At 72.6% G+C, this 24778-nt stretch carries 16 protein-coding genes; 13 read left to right on the top strand and 3 right to left on the bottom strand.

Going from position 1 to position 24778, the window contains the following annotated elements; genetic code table 11:
* Positions 1–54 precede the first annotated feature (54 nt).
* The 7 genes from G011_RS30220 (at position 55) to G011_RS0124040 (ending at position 13900) form a co-directional block, all read left to right on the top strand.
* The gene (locus G011_RS30220) at positions 55–7476 is read left to right on the top strand and encodes a non-ribosomal peptide synthetase (protein WP_019610701.1); all 7422 of its coding nucleotides are present in this window, start codon (positions 55–57) and stop codon (positions 7474–7476) included.
* Positions 7473–8843, top strand: a complete 1371-nt coding sequence (locus G011_RS32670; protein WP_019610700.1) for a cytochrome P450 — start codon at positions 7473–7475, stop codon at positions 8841–8843. Before G011_RS30220 ends, G011_RS32670 begins: the two co-directional genes overlap by 4 nt.
* A gap of 38 nt (positions 8844–8881) precedes the next feature.
* Positions 8882–10030, top strand: coding sequence for a tryptophan dimethylallyltransferase family protein (locus G011_RS0124055; protein WP_019610699.1), 1149 nt, complete (start codon positions 8882–8884; stop codon positions 10028–10030).
* 32 nt (positions 10031–10062) lie between these two features.
* Positions 10063–10860: a glucose 1-dehydrogenase gene (locus tag G011_RS0124050; protein WP_019610698.1), complete on the top strand. Its 798-nt coding sequence runs from the start codon at positions 10063–10065 to the stop codon at positions 10858–10860.
* Positions 10861–10948: 88 nt separating this feature from the next.
* A complete protein-coding gene (locus G011_RS31890) occupies positions 10949–11557 on the top strand; it encodes an ATP-binding protein (RefSeq protein ID WP_155979831.1) in 609 nt (202 codons plus the stop codon).
* 53 nt (positions 11558–11610) lie between these two features.
* Positions 11611–12060 carry a hypothetical protein gene (locus tag G011_RS0124045; RefSeq protein ID WP_019610697.1) on the top strand — a complete coding sequence of 150 codons (450 nt, stop codon included), beginning with the start codon at positions 11611–11613 and terminating at the stop codon, positions 12058–12060.
* 349 nt (positions 12061–12409) lie between these two features.
* A complete protein-coding gene (locus tag G011_RS0124040) occupies positions 12410–13900 on the top strand; it encodes an MDR family MFS transporter (protein WP_019610696.1) in 1491 nt (496 codons plus the stop codon).
* Between the two features lie 158 nt (positions 13901–14058).
* Here G011_RS0124040 and G011_RS0124035 read toward each other — a convergent pair whose 3' ends face one another.
* Positions 14059–14583, bottom strand: a complete 525-nt coding sequence (locus tag G011_RS0124035; protein WP_019610695.1) for a 6-carboxytetrahydropterin synthase — start codon at positions 14581–14583, stop codon at positions 14059–14061.
* 1312 nt (positions 14584–15895) lie between these two features.
* Between G011_RS0124035 and G011_RS0124030 the strand changes: the two genes are divergently transcribed.
* The 5 genes from G011_RS0124030 (at position 15896) to folE (ending at position 22179) form a co-directional block, all read left to right on the top strand.
* Positions 15896–16804, top strand: a complete 909-nt coding sequence (locus G011_RS0124030; protein ID WP_026338608.1) for a class I SAM-dependent methyltransferase — start codon at positions 15896–15898, stop codon at positions 16802–16804.
* Between the two features lie 91 nt (positions 16805–16895).
* Positions 16896–19715, top strand: a complete 2820-nt coding sequence (locus G011_RS0124025; protein ID WP_026338607.1) for an AAA family ATPase — start codon at positions 16896–16898, stop codon at positions 19713–19715.
* A gap of 158 nt (positions 19716–19873) precedes the next feature.
* A complete protein-coding gene (queC, locus tag G011_RS0124020; protein ID WP_019610692.1) occupies positions 19874–20605 on the top strand; it encodes a 7-cyano-7-deazaguanine synthase QueC in 732 nt (243 codons plus the stop codon).
* A 330-nt stretch (positions 20606–20935) separates the two neighbouring features.
* Positions 20936–21604, top strand: a complete 669-nt coding sequence (locus G011_RS0124015) for a 7-carboxy-7-deazaguanine synthase QueE (RefSeq protein WP_026338605.1) — start codon at positions 20936–20938, stop codon at positions 21602–21604.
* Complete coding sequence (folE, locus tag G011_RS0124010) at positions 21601–22179, top strand: GTP cyclohydrolase I (RefSeq protein WP_026338604.1); 579 nt, start codon at positions 21601–21603, stop codon at positions 22177–22179. Before G011_RS0124015 ends, folE begins: the two co-directional genes overlap by 4 nt.
* A 243-nt stretch (positions 22180–22422) precedes the next feature.
* On the opposite strand, the gene G011_RS0124005 is transcribed toward folE, so the two are convergent.
* The gene (locus tag G011_RS0124005; RefSeq protein ID WP_019610689.1) at positions 22423–23259 is read right to left on the bottom strand and encodes a helix-turn-helix transcriptional regulator; all 837 of its coding nucleotides are present in this window, start codon (positions 23257–23259) and stop codon (positions 22423–22425) included.
* Positions 23260–23388: 129 nt separating this feature from the next.
* On the opposite strand from G011_RS0124005, the gene G011_RS0124000 reads away from it, so the two are divergent.
* Positions 23389–24156, top strand: a complete 768-nt coding sequence (locus G011_RS0124000) for an SDR family oxidoreductase (RefSeq protein ID WP_019610688.1) — start codon at positions 23389–23391, stop codon at positions 24154–24156.
* Between the two features lie 96 nt (positions 24157–24252).
* Here G011_RS0124000 and G011_RS0123995 read toward each other — a convergent pair whose 3' ends face one another.
* Positions 24253–24687, bottom strand: coding sequence for a helix-turn-helix domain-containing protein (locus G011_RS0123995; RefSeq protein WP_026338602.1), 435 nt, complete (start codon positions 24685–24687; stop codon positions 24253–24255).
* Positions 24688–24778 lie beyond the last annotated feature (91 nt).

The following is a 24778-nucleotide window of genomic DNA, read 5'->3' as shown; positions in this document are numbered from 1 at the left end:
GTCGAGCTCTGCCCGACATCCCTTCTTCCTGCTTTTCTTGAGGAGTGACGCGCCGTGCCGAGCGACCGGAATTCCAGTGGGCGACCGCTCACGTCCCCGCTCCTGCACCGCCTTTTCCAGGACCAGGCCGAGCAGTCCCCCGAAGCCGTCGCCGTGGTGTGCGGCGGGGACAGGCTGAGCTACGCCGGACTCGAAGCACGCGCCAACCGGATCGCCCGCCGCCTCGTCGGAAGTGGATGCCGGCCCGGCGACATCGTGGGCGTGGCCCTGCCCCGCTCGATCGACCTTGTCGCCGCCGTCCTCGGGGTGGTCAAAGCGGGTGCGGCATACCTTCCGCTGGACGTCCGCCACCCCGCCTCGCGGCTGAGCGTCCTCCTGGCGGAGACCCGCGCGCGAATCGTCGTCTCCGACACCCCCGCCCCGCTCTTCGCCGCCGGAACCGACGTGCTCACCGTGGACGGAGCCGGTCCTGACGGCGACCCGGGGGCTCCAGACGTGCCGGTGAACGTCGAGGACCTCGCCTACGTCATGTACACGTCCGGATCCACCGGCCGTCCCAAGGGCGTGGCCGTTCCGCACCGCGCGGTGGTGTCCCTGGCCGCCGACAGCCGGTGGCGCAACGGCGCGCACGAACGGGTCCTGCTGCACTCTCCGCACACCTTCGACGCCTCCACCTACGAGATGTGGGTCCCGCTGCTGGGCGGCGGGTGCGTGGTGGTCGCTCCGGAGGGCCGCCTCGACATGGCCGAATTGGGGCGCGTCGTCGCCGACGGCGGTGTCACAGGCATGTTCGTCACCAGCGCGCTGTTCAGCGTCATCGCCGACGAGTCCCCCGCATGCTTCGCGGGAATGCGGGAGGTCTGGGTCGGAGGAGAGCAGGTCTCGGCGAAGGCGTGCCTCCGGGTCCTCGACCGCTGCCCGGACCTGGCGCTGGTGAACGGGTACGGACCGACCGAGTGCACGACCTTCGCCGTCTGCCATCCGCTGTCCGGCGGCCGGATCACCGAACCGGTGCCGATCGGTCTTCCGATGGACGACACGCACTGCTACGTCCTCGACGCCTGTCTCAAGCCGGTCCGGCCCGGTGAGCAGGGGGAGCTGTACCTGGCGGGAGCCGGGCTCTCGCACGGCTACCTGCATGCGCCCGGCCTCACCGCCGAGCGGTTCGTCGCCGACCCCTTCGGGCTGCCCGGCACGCGCATGTACCGCACCGGTGACGCGGTGCGCCGGAACGGGGACGGCGCGATCGAGTTCCTGGGCCGTACCGACGACCAGGTGAAGATCCGGGGTTTCCGGATCGAACCCGGAGAGGTCGAGGCGGTGCTGCGCGACCACCCCGAGGTGGCCCAGGCCGTGGTGATGGCGCGGGAGGACCGGCCCGGTGAGCGTCGGCTCGTGGGCTACGCGGTGGCCTCCGACCCCGACGGCCGAGCCGCCGAGGAGGCCGACGACCACCAGGTCGGCGAATGGCGCGGCGTCTATGACCGGTTGTACGGTTCCGCGGCGGAGGAGGGCCCGGCGGGGCTTGGCACTGACTTCTCCGGGTGGAACAGCAGCTACGACGGACGCCCCATCCAGCCCGAGCACATGTACGAGTGGCGCGACGCCACCGTCGAACGCGTCCGCTCGCTGGGCCCGCGGCGCGTGCTGGAGATCGGTGTCGGTACCGGCCTGCTGCTGGCGGGTCTGGCCCCCGGGTGCGAGGCGTACTGGGGCACCGACTTCTCGGCGCCGGTCATCGACGCGCTGCGCCGCCGGGTGGACGCGGATCCGCTTCTCGCCGACCGTGTGGAACTGAGGGTCGGACGGGCGGACGACCTGGGCGGCCTGCCCTCGGGCTGCTTCGACACCGTCGTGATCAACTCCGTCACCCAGTACTTCCCCCATGGCGGCTACCTCACCGATGTCCTGAGAGGAGCGGCCGAACTGCTTGCCCCCGGGGGCGCGATCTTCGTGGGTGACGTGCGTGACCTGCGGCTTGCCGGGATCTTTCACGCGGAGGTCGCCCTGCGCCGCGCGGACCCTGCCGCCGACGCGGCCGAGGTACGCGCGGCCGCCGAACGGCGAGCCGCTGCCGAACAGGAGCTCATGGTCGCGCCCGACTACTTCACCGCGCTCCCTCAAGACGTCCCCCGGATCACCGGCGTCGACGTGCGGGTCAAGCGGGGACGGTACGGCAACGAGATGTCGCGGTACCGCTACGACGTCGTGCTGCGCACCGCACCACCCGCACCGGGAAGCGGGGACCGCACGCCGCTCGACCTGGTATGGGGCGTCGACATCGCCGACACCGACCAGCTGGCAGCCGTCCTGGCGGCCCGGCGGGACACCCCCCATGTCCGACTGCTCGGTGTGCCCAACCGGCGCGTGGCCTCCGCCGCGCGCGCCTGGCAGGCGTTGCAGGACGGCGATGCGGCCCAGGCCAGGCTGTGCCTGGAGGACACCTCCCAGGAGATCCCCGACCCCGAGGAGCTGCACGAGGCCGCACGCCGTGCGGGCCGCGAAGCGGTAGTCACCTGGGCCGCGGACAGCAGCGACGGCGGTCTCGACGCGCACTTCTTCGACTACCGGGGGGAACGACCGACCGCACCCGCGTTCTTGTACCGTGCACACGACTCCGGCGCCGCGCAACTCCCGCGCCACACCAACAGCCCGGGGCTGTCCCGCCGGGCCGGCGCCCTGTTGGAGCGGGTGCGCTCGCACTTGCGCGCCCACCTGCCCGACCACATGGTTCCTGAGCACCTCGTGGTGCTGGAGCGGCTGCCCCTGACCCCCAACGGCAAACTCGACCGCGCGGCCCTTCCCGCGCCGGACCTCGGCGGTGCCGACGGCCGGGCGCCCCGCACTCCGATGGAGGAGCGTCTGTGCGCGCTCTGCGCCGAGGTTCTGGGCGTGGAGCGGGTGACCATCGACGACGACTTCTTCTCCCTCGGCGGGCACTCGCTGTCGGCGACCCGGTTCACCAGCCGGATCCGGAGCGCACTGGGCGCCGAGCTCTCGGTTCGGGACGTGTTCGAGGCGCCCCGCGTGTGCGATCTGGTGAGACGCCTCGACCGGAGTGGGAGGCGGCCCGAGGTCGGGCCGCGGCAGCGCCCCGACCGGGTTCCGCTGTCCCCCGCCCAGTCGAGGCTGTGGTTCCTGCACCGGTTGGAAGGGACCTCTGCCCTCTACAACGTGCCGATGCGGATCCGGTTGACCGGACGCCTGGACCCCGAGGCGCTGCACACCGCGTTCACCGACGTCGTGCGCCGCCACGAGATCCTGCGCACGGTCATCGGTGAGCACGAAGGGGTCCCCCACCAGGTGGTGCTGGACGACGCGCGGCCGGAGTTCGGCGTGGTCCGCGCCGATCCCGAGCAGATCGAGGAGCGGGTGGCCGCGGCAGCGCGCCGCGGGTTCGCTCTCGACTCCGAGGTCCCGATCCGCGCCACACTGTTCCGTCTCTCGGAAGAGGAACATGTGCTGCTGGTCGTCCTGCACCACATCGCGTGCGACGGATGGTCGCTCGCCCCGCTGTGGCGGGACCTGTCCACCGCCTACACGGCCCGCCTGGACGGCCGCGCCCCCGTCTGGCCCCGGCTCCGCGCGCACTACGCCGACTACACGCTCTGGCAGCGCGACCTCCTCGGTTCCGACGGGCTCGCCGAGCGGCAGCTGGCCTACTGGCGGAACGCCCTCGCGGGGCTGCCCGACCGGCTGGCCCTGCCCACCGACCGACCGCGCCCGCCCGTGGCGCGGCACCGTGGCGGCACCGTTCGCCTCGACATCCCCGCGCCGCTGCACCGGGGGCTGGCCGCCCTGGCCCACCGGCACGGCGCCACTCTGTTCATGGTGCTGCACGCGGGGTTCGCCGCGCTGCTCACCCGCATGGGCGCCGGCACCGACATCCCCGTCGGCAGTCCGATCGCGGGCCGTGGCGACGACGCGCTGGAGGACCTCGTGGGGTTCTTCGTCAACACGCTCGTGCTGCGCGCCGACACCTCCGGCGATCCGCGGTTCCTCGACCTGCTTGCCCGGGTCCGGGAGACCGACCTCGCCGCACACGCCCACCAGGACCTGCCCTTCGAACGGCTCGTCGAGGAGCTCGGGCCCACACGCTCCCTCTCGCACCACCCCCTCTTCCAGGTCATGCTGGCCCTGCAGAACGCGCCTGTGGCCGAGGTCCGGCTGCCGGGAGCCACCGCCGAGGTGGACCTGGTGGGAACGGGGACGTGCCGGTTCGATCTGGTGCTCAGCCTCACCGAGCAGCTCGATGGAGAAGGCGAGCTCCTCGGGCTGACCGGGATCGTCGAGTTCGACACGGACCTGTTCGATCAGGAGACGGTCGAGGCGCTCTCGCGCACCCTGGTCAGGCTGCTCGACCGCGCGGTCGCCGACCCCGACCAGCGGATCGGGGCCATGGACGTCCTTGACGACGAGGAGCGCCGCTGCGTCCAGGTCACCTGGAACGACAGCCGGCGGACCCTGCCGGCGGAACCCTACCCGGCGCTCTTCCAGCGCCGGGTCGCCCGGAACCCGGACGCCCCGGCCGTCATCCACGGCGGCACCGTCCGGACCTACCGTGATCTGAACGCTCGTGCGAACCGGCTCGCCCGCGCACTCATCCGCCGCGGCGCCGGCCCCGAACGCTACGTCGCGGTCGCCCTGCCCCGCTCCGCCGACCTGGTGGCCGTGCTCCTCGCGGTCATGAAATCGGGTGCCGGATACCTGCCGCTCGACCCCGCCCACCCCGGCGAGCGTCTCGCCATGATGCTCGCCGAAGCGCGCCCGGTCCTCGTCCTCGGCGCCGATCTGGGCATCGGCGGCCTTCGCTCCGCAGGGGTGTCTGTGGCGCTGGACAGGATCGAGGCCGAGGCCGCGGAGTACCCCGACAGCGATGTCACCGACGCGGAGCGCACCACCGCGCTGCGCCCACACCACCCGGCTTACGTCATCTACACCTCGGGGTCCACCGGACGCCCCAAGGGTGTCGTGGTCACCCACACCGGCCTTCCCGGCCTGGCAGCCGCCCAGCGCGAGCGCTTCGGTGTGACCGGTTCTTCCCGGGTCCTCCAGTTCGCCCCGATCGAGTTCGACGGCGCGGTGTGGGAGATCTTCGGAACGCTGGCCCTGGGCGCGGCCCTGGTCACCGCGTCTCCGGAGGAGACCGCCCCGGGGCCTGCGCTGGCCGGGCTGGTCGCGCGGCACGGCATCACGCACGCCACGCTGCCGCCGGGGGTGCTCGCCGCCATGGACCCGGCCGACCTGCCCGGGGTCTCCTCTCTGATCTCCTCGGGCGACGTACTACCGGCGCACCTTGCCGGGAAGTGGGCGTCCGGACGGCTGCTCGTCAACGGCTACGGGCCGACCGAGACGACGGTGTGCGCCACGCTGAGCCGCCCTCTGGCGGGGGACGGCACGCCTCCGCCCATAGGGAAGCCCACCGTCGGCATGCGCTGCCGTGTGCTCGACGAGAGGCTCGCCCCTGTGCCCGTCGGAGTTCCGGGCGAACTGTATGTCGCCGGTCCTGGACTCGCCCGGGGCTACCTCGGGCGTCCCGGCCTCACCGCGACGCGGTTCGTGGCCGACCCGTTCGGGGTTCCGGGCGAGCGGATGTACCGCACCGGCGACCTGGTCCGCTGGAGGAGAACGGGGGAGCTGGAATTCCTGGGGCGGGCCGACGACCAGCTCAAGATCCGCGGGTTCCGCGTCGAGCCGGGCGAGGTCGCTGCCCTCCTCGAACAGCATCCGGGCGTCGCCCGCGCCGTGGCCGTGGCGCGCGAGGACACTCCCGGTGACAGGCGCCTCATCGCCTACGCGGTTCCGGCCGCAGACCCGTTGGACGGCGCCGAGCTGCGCCGGTACGCCGCCGGGCGCCTCCCCGCGGCCCTGGTCCCGGCCGCCGTCGTCCCGCTCGACACGCTTCCCGTACTGCCCAGCGGGAAGGTCGACCGGTCCGCGCTGCCCGCACCCCGGTACGGGGCTGGTGCCGTCGGCCGCCCACCGCGCACAGGCGCGGAACGCGTCCTGTGCGAGCTGTTCGCCGAGGTCACGGGGCTGACCCTGGCCCAAGTCGGAGCGGACGACGGGTTCTTCGACCTCGGCGGGCACTCGCTGCTCGTCCCCCGGCTCCTCGGCGGGATACGCGACCGGCTGGGTGTGGAACTCACGGTCCGCCGTCTGTTCGAACTCCAGACGGCAGCCGCGCTCGGCCGGGAGGTCGAGGGGACCGGAACCCGCCGGGTCGGCACCCGCCCCGCAGCACACGACCTCGCCGCCGAGGCCGAACTCGACCCGGGCATCGCCCCGCGCACGACCCGCGCCGTGGATCCCGCCCGTGTCGCCGACCCCCGACACATCCTGCTCACCGGGGCGACGGGATTCCTCGGTACCGCCCTGTTGCGCGAACTCCTGGCCCGTACGTCGGCGACCGTGCACTGCCTGGTTCGCGCCGACGACGAGTTCGCCGCCGCTGAACGCCTCCGGAACGCACTGAACAGCCGCGGACTGCGGATCGACGGCGAGGCGGCGACCCGGATCGCGGCCGTCCCCGGTGACCTCGCCCGGCCGCTCCTGGGCCTGTCCGAGGACCGCTTCGACCGGCTCGCAGACCTCGTCGACGCGGTCTACCACAACGGGGCGAGGGTGAGCGCGGTGGAACCCTACTCCCGCCTGCGAGATCCCAACGTGTACGGCACACGCGAGGCCATCCGGTTGGCGGCACGCTCGCGTGCGGTGCCGGTGCACTACGTGTCCACCGCGGCGGTGGCGGTCTCCGCCGCCGACAACCCGCCTGTGATCACCGAGGACCGTCGCGTACCCGCGGAGGAGGTCCTGCCCAGCGGCTACGTGGCCAGCAAATGGGTCGGGGAGGGGCTGGTGCGCGCCGCGGCCGAACGCGGCCTGCCCGTCACCGTGCACCGCCCCGGCCGGATCGGTGGGCACTCCGGCACCGGTTCCGGGGGGACGGACGACACTCTGTGGCACCTCGTCCGGGCCATGCTCGTGCTCGGCGCGGTTCCCGAGAGCGCCTCCGTCTCCGCCGCCACCGTCGACCTCGTCCCGGTCGACCACGTGGCGCGGATGATGGTTCACCTCTCCCTGCGGCCCGGGACCGCGGGACTGACCCACCACCTGACCTGCCGGCAACCGGTCCGGTTCACCGCGCTCACCGACGCGCTGCGCCGCAGGGGCCACGACCTGGCCGTACTGCCGGACGCGGAGTGGGGCGAACGGCTGAGGCGCGCCCGGGAGCGGAACACGGAGGCCGGGCTGGAGGCGGCGGCCCTGCTCGAGGGACTCCTGCCCACCGCCATCGGCCTGGGCGGGCTGCACTTCGACCAGAGCAACACCACCGCGGGCCTCGTCGACGCGGACGTCGGCTTCCCCGTCGTGGATGAGGCCCTCCTCGCGCGCTACATCGCGTACTTCACCGAATCCGGCTTCTTCCCGCCACCGAAGCACGCACCGACCCGAGCGAAGGGCGAAACCTCGTGACCAACCCGTTCGACGACCCCGACGGCCGCTACCTCGTCCTTGCCAACAACCTCGGCCAGCACTCGCTCTGGCCCGCTTCCGCCGACGTCCCCCCGGGGTGGACGGTACGCCGCGACCGGGCCGACCGGGCCAGTTGCCTGAGCTACATCGAACGGTCCTGGACCGACATCTGCCCGGTCGGCCACGCGGACCCGGTCGACTACCCCTTTCGCGACCACGACCGGCTGGAGGTCGACCCCGTCTACGCCGAGCTCCGCCACCACCGGCCCGTGCTCCGTGTCCGGGTGCCCTACGGGGACGACGCGTGGCTCGTCACCCGCCACGAGGACGTCAAGACCGTGCTGGGAGACCCCAGGTTCAGCCGGGCGCTGACCGCCGAGAACGACGAGTCGCGCCTGACCCCTCTACCGGTCAACACCAGCATCCTCGGCATCGATCCGCCCGACCACACGAGGCTGCGGCGCCTGCTCAGCCGAACGTTCACCTCGAAGAGGGTCGAGGGCCTGCGCCCACGCGTGCGGCAGATGAGCCTGGACCTGCTCGCCGACATGGAGTCGCGGGGCGGCCCCGGCGACCTGGTCGAGGACTTCTCGCTCCCGCTCACCGCCCTGGTCATCTGCGAACTCCTCGGAGTCTCCCACGAGGACCGGCCGAGGTTCCGGGTGTGGCTGGACGCGTTCTCCAGCACTACCGCGTTGAGCGCCGCGGAGATCGAGTCGCGCACCTCGGCGCTCTACGACTACATCGCCGCCCTGGTCGAGCAGCGCCGCCGCGAGCCCCGGGATGACCTCGTCAGCGTCCTGGTGAGGGCCCAGGGCGAGGGGGAAGTGAGCGAGCGGGAAGTCGTCGAACTCGTCAGCGTCCTGCTGATCGCGGGCTACGAAACCACTTCGGCCCAGCTCATGAACTCCGTCCACGTCCTGTTCACGCATCCCACGGCATACGCCGAACTGCGCGAGGACCCCTCCCGGATACCGAAGGCCGTGGACGAGCTGCTCCGCTTCGTGCCCCTCGACGCGCACGTCGCCTTCGCGCGCTACGCCCGAGAGGACGTCGAGCTCAGCGGGACCCTGGTCCGGGCGGGGGAGGCGGTCCTCCCGGTTCTGCCCTCCGCGAACCGGGATGCCTCGGTCTTCGACGAACCCGACCGGCTCGACCTGCACCGCGAGCGCAACCCCCATCTCGGTTTCGGCTACGGGATCCACCGCTGCCTCGGTGCGCCGCTGGCCAGGATCGAGGTGGAGGAGGGGCTCGGCACACTCCTGCGGAGGTTTCCCCGACTGCGCCCCGCGGTGCCTCCGGAGGAGATGGAGTTCAGGAAGGGAATCCAGGTGCGGATGCTCGAACACCTTCCGGTGCACTGGTGAACCGCAAAGAGGACAACGGAAGAGAGGAACACGGGAACATGAGCATCGACAACCCGTCTCTGGGAGGCGACCCGTTCGTCATCAGCGGCCCGCTGCCTCGGGACCGCCCGCTGCGTCTGGCCTCCGACCGCTACCCGCCGGCCACGAGTCGGATCGAGGCCGCCGCGGACAAGCTCGCGCGGTGCCACGAGGGGTTGGGCCTGTCCGGGGAACAGGCAGCCGACGCGGCTCTCCTCCTCGCCGAGGTGTGGGGGCCGTCCGCCCGCCGTGCGATCGGTGACCCGCTCTGGTGCTGCTACATCTCCGTCGACGGATCCCCCTTCGAACTCTCCTTGTCCTGGCGGGACGGGACCGTGCAGGTGCGGATCTCGATCGAGGCGCTGGCGGACCCTCCAGAGCCGACCGCCAACCAGGAGTTCGCGTGGGACCTCCTGCGCGGCCTCGCCGGGCGTCCGGGAACACACGTGGAGCACGTCCTCGCGTTGGAGGACCTGTTCCGCTCTTCCTCGCCCCGCGAGCACTACTGGATGGGGCACGGGATCGAATGGCCTCCCGGCGCCGATCCGATGTTCAAGGTCTACCTCGACCCGCACGTCGACGGGCCGGAGCGGGCTCCGGCCGTGGTCGAAGAGGCGATGGAGCGCCTGGGGATGAGGGAGGGGTGGCACGCCACGCTCGCCCACATCGACGGACACGGCGGCCCGGGTCGGATCGGGGCGTTCTCCCTCGATCTGGAGAATCCCGCCAGGGCACGAACCAAGGTCTACCTCCAGTATCCGGACCTGGATGGGGAGGCCATCGACCGGCAGGCCGAGGCCGCCCCGAGCCACGTCCCTGGTACGTTCGCGACCGCCCTGCGCGAGATCCTGGGCCGGGTCGGCCCTCCCTTCGCCAAGCCGCCGGTCACCTGTTTCGCCTTCCGGAAGGGGGAGGACCTGCCGGTGGCCGCCACCCTGTACGTACCGATGGTCCAGCCGTTGGCCCACGACGCCGAGGCCCGCGACCGCGCCGCGGCGTTCATGCGGAGCGTCGGTGCGGACCCGGGCCCGTACACGTCCTTCCTCGACTCCCTCGCGGACCGGCCGCTCAGCGAGACGCGGAACCAGAACTTCATCGCCTACGAGCCCGCACGACCGGGGAAGGGGCCACGCTTCTCCGTCTACTCGGCGCCCGGACTCTACACCTGACAGTTCCGACCGAGAGGAAGGAGACCGGCTCCGTGACCGCTATCAGGCCGGACACGACGAACGGTTCCGAGGAACCCGACGAAGCCGCCCCGGCCACCCCCCTGGCCGGAAGGAACGCCGTGGTGACCGGCGGGTCACGCGGCATCGGACGCGCCATCGCCCTGAGACTGGCCAGGGACGGCAGCGCCGTGGTGATCAGCTACAACAAGGACACGGCCGCGGCCCACGAGGTCGTGGCAGAGATACGCGCCGCAGGAGGGCGAGCCTCGGCCGAACGCGTCGACCTGGAGGTCCTGTCCGACCTCGACCGCCTCTTCGCCGCCGCCGAGGAGTTCGGAGGGGTGGACATTCTGGTCAACAACGCGGGGATCAGCGCCGTCGGCGCCATCGCCGACATCACCGAGGCGGAGTACGACCGGGTCATGGCGGTCAATGCCAAAGCGCCGCTGTTCGCGCTGCGCTGGGCTGCGGGTCGCCTCCGCGAGGGAGGGCGGATCGTCAACATCTCCTCTCTGAACACCGCGATGCCCGAGTCCGGGGCGGCCGCCTACTCAGCGAGCAAAGCGGCGCTGGAGCAGTTCACCAGGGTGGCGGCCCGTGAGTTCGCGGATCGCCGCATCACCGTCAACTCCGTCTCGCCAGGGCCTGTCGAGACCGCCATGCTCACAGACGCGAATCCGCCGGAGGCCCTGGAGCAGGCAGCGGCCGCTACCCCGTTCGGCAGGCTCGGGCAGCCCGCCGACATTGCCGATGCGGTGGCCTTCCTCGCGGGCCCCGACGCGCGCTGGATCACCGGCCAGAACCTGCGCGTGACGGGAGGGCTGCTCTGACCCGAACCGCGCGGACGTCCCTTCGCCGGGGCCATCGGCCGGGTGGCCGAAGGGGGAGACGGGCCGGTACTCCGCCCCCTTAGGAGCTCTGTTCGTAGTCGACGCCCTTAACCCTTGTCCGTCACAGCCAGGGCGCGAAGTACCGAGCCCGCCCGACGGGTTCACTGGCCGGGTCCAGGACCTGGAGCAGGTCACCGCCCGACTCAACCCCGCCGCCGCACATCGGCCGGGAGCGGTGGTGGTCTCAGCCTTGTCCGGGATGGGCGGGGTGGGCAAGACCGCGCTGGTACTCAAGGCCGCCCAGACGGCCTGGGAGAAGGGATGGTTCTGCGCCCACCTGTTCGTGGACCTGCACGGCTACACCCCCCACACCCCACCCGTGGAAGCCCCGGCCGCTCTGGACTCCCTGCTGCGCCAGGCCGGCACGAGACACCGCGGGACGGTCCGGTCGGCCCGGGACCGGCTGTGCGCCGAAACCACCGTTGGGGACCGGAAGGCCGCCGGAGCGAAAACCCCTCACGCCACACCGTCAACATTTCTGGTCGACGGCCGAATGGCCTCGCCGGAGAGGCGCACACGTCCGCGCGGCCGTCGTCCGAGGTCACCCCCGCGGGCCCGGCCGGTACGGCGGTTGCGGCGGTCGCGAGCGGGCGCGGCCCCCGCGCCCGCGAGGTTTCACGGGGGCCGAACGGGATAGCCGGGATAGCACCCGGCCGCGTGCGGCGGCCGAAGAACGAAGGGACACCGACCATGGGCGCATCATCGGGCGCGGCCCGCGCGCTGCTGCTGGGACTGGCCGCGGGTTCGCGGAGCACGCTCGGGGGCGCGCCGCTGTGGCACTCCGCCGGGAAGGGCAAGCGCGCGCTCATGGTGCTGGCCGCGCTCGGGGAGTTCTCCGGGGACAAGCTCCCCGGCATTCCCAGCCGCACCGCCGCGCCGAGCATGACGGCCAGGGTGGTGAGCGCGGGCACCGGCGGCGCCCTCCTGGCCCGGGGAGCGGGCACGTCGCCCGCCTTGGCCGCCGTCCTCGCCGCCGCGGCCGCGCCGGTCGGCACCCTGGCGGGGGTGGGGTGGCGGCGGTACTGGAGCGGTACGGGCCGCCCGGCCTGGATCGGCGGCGTCGTGGAGGACGCCTGCGCGCTCGCCCTGGCGCGCACCGCCTGCCGGGCGCTGCCCGCGGACGGCTCCGCCCGCGGCTGAGGGGCGACCGCTCCGGTCGCGGTCCGCGTGACGCCCGGCCGGTCACGGCGTCCGTTGCGGGTCCCCTTCCTCCCCCGCGCCGAACCGGCCCCAGCGACCGCTCCGGTCACACTCCGTTTACGGTTGGGTCGAATCCGGCATCGGCACCGGTCACACTCCACCCGCCGCGCACCCGGAGACCGGCACGGGGCCGCCACGGCGGGTTTGCTGCGCGGATGGCGCGGTTATGGTCCAGAACACACCGCTGTTCCGGGAACGGGCGGATGGTTCGGAGCGTTGGGTTACCTCTGGGGAGGTTCCGCGAACCCTCTGGACGAACCCTTTCGAACACCACAATCTGAGGACATCTGTGACCGGGCAGCCCACTCCTTCCACGGCCGAGACCGCTTCGGCCCCACCACAAGACGACAAGAGCGCGCGGGCGGGGCGCCTCATCATCCCGCTGCTCCTGGTCTCGGCGTTCGTGGTGATCCTGAACGAGACGATCATGGGCGTGGCGCTGCCCGCGCTCAACCGGGACCTCGGCATCTCCGTCTCCACCGGACAGTGGCTGACCTCGGCCTTCATGCTCGTGATGGCCGTGGTGATCCCTGCCACCGGGTTCCTGCTCCAGCGCTTCCACGTGCGCCAGGTGTTCATCACCGCGATGACGCTGTTCAGCATCGGCACGCTGCTGTGCTTCCTCGCCCCCGGCTTCGGCTTCCTGCTCGTGGGCCGCGTGGTCCAGGCGGCGGGAACGGCGATCATGATGCCGCTGCTCATGACCACCGTGCTGAACCTGGTCCCGTCGGACCGCCGCGGCCGCACCATGGGCAACATCTCCATCGTCATGTCGGTCGCGCCCGCCGTCGGCCCGACCCTGGCGGGCCTCATCCTCAGCGTGCTCGACTGGCGGTGGATGTTCGGGCTCGTCCTGCCCATCGCGATCCTGGGCCTGGTCCTGGGCGCCCTCTTCATCCGCAACGTCACCGAGCCGCGCGCCGCCAGCATCGACGTCCTCTCGCTCCTGGTGTCGGCGCTGGCCTTCGGCGGGCTCGTCTACGGCTTCTCCGGCCTGGGCGAGGGCGAGGCCACCGCCGTGGTCCCGCCCTTCGCCTCGATCGGGGTCGGTGCCGTCGCGCTGGTGCTGTTCGTGTGGCGCCAGCTGCGCCTCCAGCGCCGCGACCGCGCCCTGCTGGACCTGCGGGTGTTCCGCTCCAGGCAGTTCTGCGTCTCGATCGGCCTGGTCGTGATCAGCTTCATGGCCCTGTTCGGCACCCTCATCCTGCTGCCGGTCTACATGCAGAACGTCCTGGGCCACGACACGCTCGTCACCGGCCTGTCCCTGCTGCCCGGCGGCCTGGTCATGGGTCTGCTCGCCCCGGTGGTGGGCCGCCTCTACGACCGCGTCGGCCCGCGCCCCCTGGTCATCCCGGGCTCGGCGCTGGTGTCCCTGGTGCTGTGGGGCATGACCCTGCTCGACGCCCAGACGCCGGTCGGCTTCGTCATCGCCGCCCACGTGACGCTCAGCATCGGCCTCGGCTTCATGTTCACCCCGCTGCTCACCGGCGCGCTGGGGTCGCTGCGGCCCGAGCTGTACTCGCACGGCAGCGCCGTGGTCGGCACCGTGCAGCAGGTCGCGGGCGCGGCCGGTACGGCGATCTTCATCGCGATCATGTCCGCCACGTCGGCGGGCCTGCTCACCGACGGGCTCACCGAGGTCGACGCCCAGGCGGGCGGCGTCCACGCGGCCTTCCTCGTCGGCGCGGTGGTCTCCGTCGTGGCCTTCGCCCTGACCTTCCTCGTGCGGCGCTCGCAGGCCGCCGCCCCGGAGGGCGGCGCTCCCACCCCGGTCCACTAGGGGTCGCCGCGGGGCCCGTGAGGGCCGTGGACACAAGGAGAAGGGGCGTCGGGGGACCGGTCCTAGCGGACCGGCTCCCCGGCGCCCCTCGTCGTTCTCATGCCCCGCGCGCGGACGGTCGCCCCTCCCGGCTACGGCCTCCGGGGCCGCGCCGCGGGTCAGTCGACGGCCAGGACCCGTTCGAAGGGGCGCTCACCGGCCTGGGAGGAGGCCACGGGGTGGTACGCCGCCGTGTTGACGTGGGTCTCGGTGACCTCGACACCGGTCACCCGCGCGCCCGCCGCCCGTTCCCCGCTGTCGAGCAGGGCCTGGGCGACCCGGCCCAGCATCACGGCGACGGCCTCGACCGTCGGATAGGGCAGGTCGCGGGCGTAGCGCTCGGTGTCGCCGGGCGAGGCCGCCCCGAACCGGTAGACCTTGCTGCCGTGCTCCGCCAGGACCGCGGCCAGCGGGTCCCCGGCGCCGAGCATGGCCCCGTGGTCGAGGTGGGTGTCGACGAAGGCGCGCAGCGCCTTCTTGAAGGCGCCGAACTCCACGACGGTGCCGTCCTCGCTCAGGGCGGGGGCGCTCACGCTGACCTCGGCCCACCAGGAGTGGCCGTGCAGGTTCATGCACTTGCCGCTCAGGTGGGGCAGCCGGTGCGCCGTCTCGAAGTTGTGCCGGACTCGGATCCGGTGGGTCATCGAAGCTCTCCTTCGCGTACGCGGTCGGGTCGGGTGCCCCGGCGTCCGAGAGGGCGTGGCGCCGGGCCGGGCGTCTGAAGCGCCGGCCGCACCGCACGGAGCCGCCCGGGCGGCGGGTCCAGCTCCAGCCGAGTGGGGCCGACGGCACGGCGGGCGGCTCGGGCACGGCGGAGCGAGGCCGGGATCGACGGCGGCCCGAAAGGCGGTGGGCGGGCCATTCCCATGACACGTACGCTCGTGCCGTCTCGGTTCGGTCCTTCGCACCGGCGACTGACACGATGACATCCCCTTGTCGCTCCCAGGAAAACCATAGTTGATTATTCGGCTTCGCAGGAGGGGCGTTGGGGATCGGTTTTCCGCTGGGGCCCGCACCCGTCCTCTTCGAATATCACCATGTCAGGAAAAAGGGTGTGAAAGGCAATTCGGGAGAAAAGTGCGGTTTTGTGTGGTGGGGTCCACGTGGCTCCGCGGTCGCCCTGTGGGCGTGTAACGCGAGGTCAGGAATGTATCCTGCCGTGCGTCGGCGGAGGCGCCCGGGTCGCGCTCCACCGGCGGTACGGTGGCGCCGCAGGGTGTGTTCCCTTCGCGGAGAAGGGGATGGGGGCGCTGTTTCGTCGGTTTTCGCAAGGGGCGCAACCCCCCGTTGTGGTCGCGCAGAAACGTCGAAGCGGCCTCGGTCGGGGCCGTGTCCCCGGGGCCGGCCGTCCTCGGGAGGCGGCTGTGTGCGCCGGCGGGAAACCGGGTGTGCCGGTGCGCGTTTCACGGGGTCATGCCGGATGGCGTTACATGATACGTAAAACACCGTTTTATGCCCTGTTTGTGTGGCGATTCGAGAATTCCGTGTCGGGCTGGCGTCGGGTGTCTTTCGTTTTCTCTGGAGGGGTGGATATTATTTCCATGGGAACGTACTCTGGTGGCGTCTTCGCGATTTCGCTGTAATGTTCCCGGGGCGAGCCTTTCGCGGGTGAATTCCGGGAAGACCAGAGGTTCCGTTGTTCATGAGAGTGGCTTCGTCCGCCCGGCGGGAGCCGACACGGTCCGCATAGGCGCCCGGAGGACACGGGCTCCGGCGGACGGGAAAACGTCGACGCGTACCGAGTCCCGAGCGTCCCCCTCGACCCCCGCGCGGTGCGGCACCGCCCACACACCGACCGCGGCGGCCGACACGCCAGGCCGGGACGAGCACCGCCGCGCCCGCCTCCGGGCGGGAGCCCGCCCCGAGACACCGACCCCACACGGAGCGCGCCAGGGCTCCCCGGCGTCGGCGGACCCCGCTCGTCCCCTCATCACGACCACGAGAGGTGAGTCAGACATGGCAGAGGCACGAACCCGAGCACCGCTACCCGACAACGCGTCCGAGGGGCCTGGGGACCCTTCACGGCTGACCCTGGACCAGCTCCTGGAGCATGACGCCCTGGGGCCCGCGGACCGCCTGCCCACGCGGTACCGGGGGCCGCGAAGCGTGACCGGCGACGGATGGATGGGATTCGCGACCCGGCTGGAGCGCGGCGAGGAACTCGCCCTCATACGGAGCCTCACCGCGGCCAACCGCCGCGTGCTCGACGTCGGTGGCGGGATCGGGGAGATGGCGCGCACCGTCGCGGCGAGAACGGGCTCCTGCACGGCCATCGAGCCCCACCCCCAGCTGGTGGATGCGATCCGCGACGAGACCACCCGCGGCGTGGTGGACGTCCACCCCGGAACCGCCGAGGAGATCCCCTTCCCCGACGGCTCGTTCGACGCCGTCTACAGCGCCTGGGTCCTTCAGTACGTCAACGACGTCGAGCGGGCCGTCGCGGAGATGGTCCGGGTCTGCGACCGGAGCGACCCGGAGTCCAAGATCGTGCTGTTCGCCGCCGGATCGGACAACGAGCTCATGAGGCTGGTCAACGAGGTCTGCGTGCCGATCGCCGAGGAGCCCTACGACCATCACGGTTACCTGTTGTCACAGGCCGCGCGTGCGCTCGCCGCCCGGGGCTTCGACGACTTCTCCCTGCACCGTGCCGAGTCCTCGATCCGGTTCGACGGGGAGGAACCGGCCGAGCGGGCCGCGATCGCGGCGGCCGTCCTGACCGGGTTCTGGTATGAGCGGCACCCGAGGGCCGAGGAGATCAGGAGCTCGCTGGAGTCCGCCCTGGCCCGCCACTTCGCCCTCAGGCCCCACGCGATCGGCGACCAGGCAGCGGTCCTGGTCGCCCGACCGGGATCCCGACCCCGGTGACCGGGTCGTCGCGGCACGTCCGCCGACGGACGGCCGCCCAGGGCGGTCGGACCGTCTCCGAGCCCAGTTCCCCCGGAACGCGAGGATGAGGATGCCCGAGCCCCGGACGCGGCGCGGCGGGATCGTGGGCAGGACCGAACCGCTCACGAGGCTGCTGTCGGCCCGTCAACACAGCCGTCGTACGGGGCTCACCTGTCACGTGGTGACGGGAGAGCCCGGGGTGGGGCGGACCACCCTGCTCTCCCTGGTGTGCCGCCCCACACCGTCCCGCGCCGGTCCCGCGGTGCACATCGCGTGCTCCCGGCACGTGAACCGCCTGGTCACCGCGCTCACGGACGCCCTGGCCCCGGCCGCCGACGAACACCCCGCCGAGGAGGGGGAGGAGGCTACCACCGCGTCCCCGTGCGCCCGCGCCGGGACCGCACACGCCCGGGGAGCGGGAGGCGGACCGGCCGGCCCCCGGGAGCTGGTGGAGGTGCTGACCCGGGACGCCCCCCTGGTGATCGCGCTGGACGACGTCGACCAGGCGGGGCCCGAGTCCCTGGTCCGGTTGCGGGGCGTCCTGCGGGACGTCGCCCACCTTCCCGTGACGCTCGTCGCCTCGATCCGGAGCGGAGAACCGGCCGCGGCGCCGACCGAACTCGCCGACCTGCTGTCCGGCGCCCGCACCATCACCCTGCGCGGGCTGTCGGAGAAGGAGACCGGCGCGCTGATGCACGAGCGGCTGGGCCGCCGGCTCGACGCGGACCTCGTCACGGCGTCCCACGAGACCACCGCCGGCAACCCGTTCCTGACGCGGGCCCTGTGCGACTGGATCCGGGCCCGCCAGTCCCCGGTGCGCTCACCGGCCGAGCTGCGAAGCGCCGCGCTCCCCTCCGTGGCCGACGCGATGATCGGCCGGGCGAACCGCTTCGACCCGCGGGCCCGGGCGGTCGCCGAGGCGGTCGTCGTCGCGTCGGCCTCCGGTGAGGCCGCCCCCGCTCTGGTCGCGCACCTCAGCGGAACCCGGCTCGCGGAAACACTCGCCGCGCTCGACCTCCTGGCTCGGATGCGCCTGGTCACCGACGACCACGCGGTGACGCTGCGCCACCCGTCGCTCCACACCGCGCTGCTCGCCTCCATGACCGTGATGAGCCGCAACGCGGCGCACCTGGCCGCCGCAGCCTTCCTGCGCCGCAGACCCGGCGCGGAGCGGCGGGTGGCCCGTCACCTCGCGGAGTCGACGGTGCCCCTGGACGCCCCGTGGTCGTCCACCGCCCTGATCACGGCCGCACGGCTCCCCGACACGACCGCGCGGGACCGCGTGCGCTACCTGGAGCAGGCCGTCCAGGCCGGGGGGACGGGCGCGTGGCCCGGTGTCGCCCCCGAACTGGCGGCCGCCCGGATCGCACTCGACCGACAGGGCGGCCTGCGCGCCACGGTGGAGGCGCTCGGTCGCACCACCGACGTCGCGGTCCGTCGCCGTCTGCTCGGCCTGATCGGCGCGACGCTCTGCGAGGGCGAACGCGGCGACGACGCGTCCGCCGTCCTGCGGACGGTGCGGGAGGCCGTCGCCGGAACGGAGCGGGAGGACTGGCCGCGGACCTTCCTCACCCACGGCCGGTCCCTGACGCCCGAGCCGACGGCCGCCCGTCCGGTCGAAGGGGCTCCCGTCCCCGACGACGTGCCTCGCCCTCCCGCCGTCACGGCCATCGACGCCTTCTCCTCCTACCTCCTGGGCGGGCCGCCGTCGGTCGCGCTCGCGGACGTGAGGCAGGCCCTGGACCACGACCTCGACGACCTCCTGCTCCAACCGCCCGCCCTGCCCGCCGCCCTGTCGGTGCTGGTCGGTTGTGGTCTCCAGGCGGAGGCGTCCACGCGTCGGCGCTCGCTCGTCGCCGATCCGGACCGGCTGCCCCGCTGGGTGGGCACGGCGGTCCGGCTCACCGAGGCGACGGGATCCTACGCCGCGGGCGACCTGTCCGCGGCCCGGCACACGCTCACGAAGCAGCTCTCGGAACTGCCCGCCCGCGGTGGTCACGGCTACAGCGGTCTCCGGACCCGCCTGGTCGGCCTCCTGGCCAACGTCCACCTGGACCTGGGCGACCCGGACGCGGCGGAGGCGCTGTTGCGCCGACACCACCACGACGGCCACCCGCCGACCGCGTGGTACGACGCCGACGTGCCACTCGCCCGAGCGCGGCTGAGGATCAAGGCGGGCGCCCTGTCCCACGGCGTCGAGGACCTGTTGGAGGTCATCCGACGCCGCGACGCGGCGGGGGTCCGGGGGCCGGGCACGCTCTGCTGGCGGAGCGAGGGCGCCCTCCTCCTGGCCAGGGCGGGCGCCCGTGACGAGGCGGTGCGCGACGCCCGCCGACAGGTGGAGTTCGCGGAGGCGACCGGTTCGCCGCAGGAGCAGGCCCGCGCGCTGCGGGTGTGGGGCGCGCTCGCCGAGGAGCCCGCTTCGGCGGAGGCGCTGAGCGCGGCGGTCGACCTGCTCCAGGGCACCGGACACGACCTCGAAACCGCACGGACCACGGCGGAGCTGGGCACGGTGCTGGCGCGGACGGGCCGCCACGGGGAGGCCGTGGCGGCCCTGAGCCGTGCGGCCGGCCTGGCCGCCGGCCAGGGCGCGCGTGACCTCGCCGACCGGGTACGGGTCCAGCTGGTGGCCTTGGACGCGTGTCGTGCCTCACACGACGTCTCCGTGCGGGGCATTCTCGCACTGACCCCGCGCGAACGGCAGATCCTCATCGACGCGCTGCTGGGCCAGGCCAACAAGACGATCGCCGGACGTCGGCACATCACCCGCCGCACGGTGGAGCTGCACCTGTCGAGCGCCTACCGCAAGCTGGGCATCTCCGGGAGGGGAGAGTTCGGCAAGATCCTCGGCAGCCCCGGAAGGTGGGAGATCCTCGTCGGCGGGGAGTGAGCCGGAGCCTGGGACTGCGGTGGGACGCGCGAACACTTCGGTCGCGGTCCGTGATGCCACACCGACGTGCGCGCCCGAGAGTGGAACCACCGGACGGGCGCCCCGGGCGGGGGACCACCCGGCTGCCGGATCGCCCCCATGTGTGGACGGAGACGCCGATGCGAGGACAGGACACACCGCGAGACGAGATCGGGGGGGACCCCTTCACCGTGGTCGTGGTGTTCTCCGGCGGGATGGACTCCACGACACTGCTCGCCCACTTCGCCGCGTTGCGGTTCCGACTGGTCGCGGTGACGGTGGAGTACGGGCAGCGGCACGGGAAGGAGGTCGACGCCGCCCGGGCCGTCGCCCGCCACTACGGCGCGGAACACCACATCCTGGGCATCGCGGGGTTCGGGCCCCTGCTCAGGGGCTCGGCCCTCACCGACGCCCGGGTGGACGTGCCCGACGGGCACTACGCGGAGGAGTCCATGCGCGACACCGTCGTCCCGAACCGGAACGCCGTGCTGGCCAACCTCGCGGCTTCGGTGGCGGTGGCCAGACGGGCGGGCACCGTGGCCCTGGGCATGCACTCCGGCGATCACTTCGTGTATCCGGACTGCCGTCCCGCCTTCGTCGACGCGCTGCGCCACCTGGTGGGGGTGGCCAACGAGGGGTTCGCCGCGCCGCGCGTCGAGGCCCCCTTCATGGCATGGTCCAAGGCCGACATCGCGCGGCACGGCGTGCGCCTCGGAGCGCCCCTGGAACACAGCTGGTCCTGCTACAAGGGAGGCGACATCCACTGCGGTACGTGCGGGACCTGTTACGAGCGCCGCGAGGCCTTCCAGGAGGCCGGCCTCCCCGACCCCACCGAGTACCTCGACGGCGTCACACGCTTCTCGGCACCCTGATCCCGGATCTCTCGGTGACCACCGTGATGCGCTCCGTGCGCGCCTGGGCGAACCTGGGAGCAAGGGGGCCAACCGATTGACCCCGGACATCCCGAAACAGTCCGCTCCCTCGACGAGTCACCGCATCGACCGTCCCGACCCCGCCCGTCGGCCCCACCGCCCGCACGACCACGGGTGCGTCGCGGAACCGGCGCCCTCCCGCCGCAGGCGGGCTCTCGGCGGGGCGGGGCGTCGGTCGCGAGCGGGGCTGCGGGATGCGACGCGAAAGGAGGTGAGGCCGTGGGAACGCCGAGTCTTGTAGTGAACGAGATATTCGGTCCTACTTGAACCATCCAGGGAGAAGGGCCTTCACTCGGGCGCCGTTGCGCCTTCGTACGGCTGGGCGGGTGCAACCTCTCCTGCCGTTGGTGCGACACCCCCTACACCTGGGACTGGACCGGTCTGGGGGACGGCAAGGTCGCCTACGACCCCAAGAAGGAGCTGAGAGCGGTCCCCTACCCGCAGGTCCGTGACCGCCTGGTCGCCTACGGGGTCCCCCTGATCGTCGTGTCCGGCGGTGAACCGCTGAACCAACAGGCCAGGCTCCTTCCGCTGGTGCGGGACCTGCGGGACTCGGGTCACGACATCGAGGTCGAGACCAATGGGACGGTCATCCCCGAACCCCGTCTGGCGGAGTCGGTCAGGTTCAACGTGTCACCGAAACTGGCCCACTCGGGGGACCCGGAGGACAGGCGCATCGTCGGACCGGCTCTGGCGGCCCTCGCCGCGGTGCCGGGAACCGCCTTCAAGTTCGTCTGCCGTACCGAGGCCGACCTCGACGAGGTCGGGACGCTCGTCGAACGGTACGGCATCGGTCCGGTCTGGGTGATGCCGGAAGGGCGGACCCGGGCGGCACTGGACAGGTCCCTCGTCCGGTTGCGGGATCCCGTCATGGCCCGCGGTTGGAATCTGACCACCAGACTGCACATCATGCTGTGGGGCGATCGGAGAGGCGTATGACGCTGGCAGACCTACCTCGTGACTCCACCGTGCGCGATCCGCTGGAGGACGTGGCACGGCGGCTCCTCATCGAGATCGGTGAGGACCCGGACCGCAGTGGGCTGCGGGACACCCCGCAGCGCTTCGCCCGATGGTGGAGGGAGTTCAGCGACTACCAGGCCGGCCGGGTCGAGACCAGTTTCCCGCTGCACACCGACGGACAGATCGTCATGGTCTCCGACGTCACCGTGTGGTCGCTGTGCGAACACCACCTCCTGCCCTTCTCCTGCGTGCTCACCATCGCCTACAGGCCGGACGAACGCGTGCTGGGGCTGTCCAAGTTCGCCCGGATCGCCCACCGCCACGCGCACCGGCTCCAGGTCCAGGAACGCCTGGTGCGCGACATCGCCGAGGAGGTCTCCAAGGTGGCCCACACGAACGACGTCGCCGTCATCGGTCGCGGCGAGCACCTGTGCATGTCCATGCGGGGCATCCGGACCCCGGCCCTCATGACCTGCTCGGCCTTCGACGGGATCTTCCGCGACTACGGTCCGCCGCGCGACGAGTTGGTCAGGATCGCCTTGTCCGGGAACTGACCGCCGCGTACGCCCCTCCGTTCGGCCGGAGCGGTGCCGGGAGAGCCCCCGGGCGCACGGTCGCCGCACCGCGCCACCGTACGAGGTCCCACCCGCTTCCTCGACGGCTACCTGGTCTCGTACCCCGCCCGGGTAGCGCTGCCGGGAGCGGGGCGCCGGGGAGCCGGTCCGTGAGGACCGGTCCCCGGCGCCCCCTGCCGGCTTCGTGCCCTCTCCGCCCGGACGGACTGCCGCCCCTCCCGGCTACGGCCTCCGGGGCCGCGCCGCCTCGGCCGCCAGCGTGCCCAGCAGGGACAGCGACTGCGCGCTGACCGAACCCGGCTCGGCGTGGTAGACCACCAGCTCCTGGCCCGGCGCCGACCGCACGTCGAAGGCGTGCAGGCTCAGCTCCAGCGGGCCCACCTCCGGGTGGGCGAAGCGCTTGGTCTCCAGCCTCTTGCCCCGCACGCCGTTGCGCCGCCACAGCCGGGCGAAGTCGGGGCTCTCCGCCTGCATCTCCTCGACGACCTCGCGGACGCGGGGGTGGTCGGGCCAGGCGCCCTCGGCCAGGCGCAGGCCGTCCACCGTGTTCGCGGCGACGGCCTGCCAGTCGGGGTAGAACGCGCGGGAGGCGGGGTCCAGGAACACCGTCCTCACCAGGTTCCGTGAGAAGGGGAAGCCCCGGAAGAGCTGTTCGGCCAGGGGGTTGCAGGCCAGCACGTCGTAGGCGCGGCCCAGGACCAGCGCCGGGGTGTCGTGCCAGGCGTCCATGAGGCCGAGCAGAGAGGGGTCGGCGCGCTCGGCGGGGGCGGGCGCCTCCGGTCTCGGAACCAGCCCGGCGAGCCGGTACAGGTGCAGGCGGCCGTCGCCGTCCAGGTGCAGGGCCTGTCCGAGCGCGTCCAGGATCTGTGGTGAGGGGTGGGTCTCGCGGCCCTGTTCCAGCCGCGTGTAGTAGTCGGCGCTCATTCCGGCCAGCAGCGCCACCTCCTCGCGTCGCAGTCCGGCGACGCGGCGGTGTCCGTGGACGGGCAGGCCCACCGCGCGCGGTGTGAGCCGCGCGCGTGCGCTCCGGAGGAAGTCGCCGAGCGAAGGGGAGTCCATGCGACCAGGGTAGGGCTCCGCGGCCCGGTGTTCCTGGGTGCGCTCCACCCAGGAACGGCGCGGTCTTCCTGGCCCGCGGCGACCCGCCCAGACTGGGACGCGTCCGGTCAACCGAGGGAGAGGACGGCCATGAACGACCAGGCCGAGGCCATGAGCGACCAGGCGCGGGAGACGGCCCGCAAGGTGATCGTGGTGACGGGGGCCAGCAGCGGGATCGGCGAGGCCGCGGCGCTGCGCCTGGCCGCCGAGGGGCACCACGTGGTGCTCGGGGCCAGGCGTGAGGAGCGCCTGCGCGCACTCGTCCAGCGGATCCGCGACTCCGGCGGCAGCGCCGAGCACCGCGGCCTCGACGTCACCGACCCCGACAGCGTGCGGGAGGCGCTCGACGCCACCGTGCGCGAGCGGGGGCGCGTGGACGCCCTCGTCAACAACGCCGGGGTCATGCCGCTGTCCCGGATGGACGCGCTGCTGGTGGAGGAGTGGCACCGGATGGTCGACGTCAACGTCAAGGGGCTGCTGCACGGTGTGGCCGCGGCGCTCCCGCACTTCCAGCGCCAGGGCTCGGGGCACTTCGTGACCGTCGCCTCGATCGGCGCGCACGAGGTCGTGCCCACGTCGGCGGTGTACTCGGGGACCAAGTTCGCCGCGTGGGCCATCACCGAGGGGCTGCGGCTCGAACTCGACCCGGGCATCAGGGTGACCACGGTCTCCCCGGGCGTGGTCGAGAGCGAGCTGGCGGACCACATCACCGACCCGGGAGCGCGGGAGGCGATGCGCACCTACCGCCGCAACGCGCTGCCCGCCGACGCGATCGCCCGGGCGATCGCGTTCGCCCTCGACCAGCCCGCGGACGTGGACGTCAACGAGATCATCGTCCGACCCGCCGCCCAGCGCTGAGCCGGGGTCCGGGGCGGACAGGCGCTCCAGCGGGGCCCTGCCGGGGACGGGCACTACCGCGGACGGGGTGGAACGGGGCCGGACGCGGGCGGGGTGCTAGCGCGAACGCGGCCTCGCGGGGCCCTCGGTCCGGGCGGGGCCGCGTCCGTCGCCCCCGTCCCGTCCAGCGGACGGGGCCCGCACGTCACCGACGTGGTCCTGCACCCACTCCACCATCGGCAGCAGCAGGTCGGTGACCTCGCGGCCGTCACCGGTGAGGCGGTACTCCACGTGAGGCGGCACCACCGGCCTGGCCTCGCGCAACACCAGTCCGTCGGCCTCGAAGGTGCGCAGGGTCTGGGCGAGCATCTTCTCGCTGATCCCGCCGATCGCGCGCAGCAGCTCGCTCCAGCGCAGCGGCCCGTGCGACAGGGAGACCAGCACGAGGACCCCCCACTTGCTGGTGATACCGGCCAACAACCGCCGGGAGGGGCAGTCGGCGGACAGGACCTGCCCGCGCGGAGGGGGCGGGGAACCGGACGGCACGCTCATGGAACCCAACTTACCAAAAGGTGGGCACCCGACTTTTGGAATGTGCCGGTGAGCGGGTGGGTTGGGACGCCTGGACGGCCGGAACGCCCGG

Source organism: Nocardiopsis sp. CNS-639 (assembly GCF_000381685.1).
GTDB classification, from domain to species: Bacteria; Actinomycetota; Actinomycetes; order Streptosporangiales; family Streptosporangiaceae; genus Nocardiopsis; species Nocardiopsis dassonvillei.
Note: the sequence above shows the minus strand (reverse complement) of the source record. Positions and strands in the feature narration are given on the sequence as shown.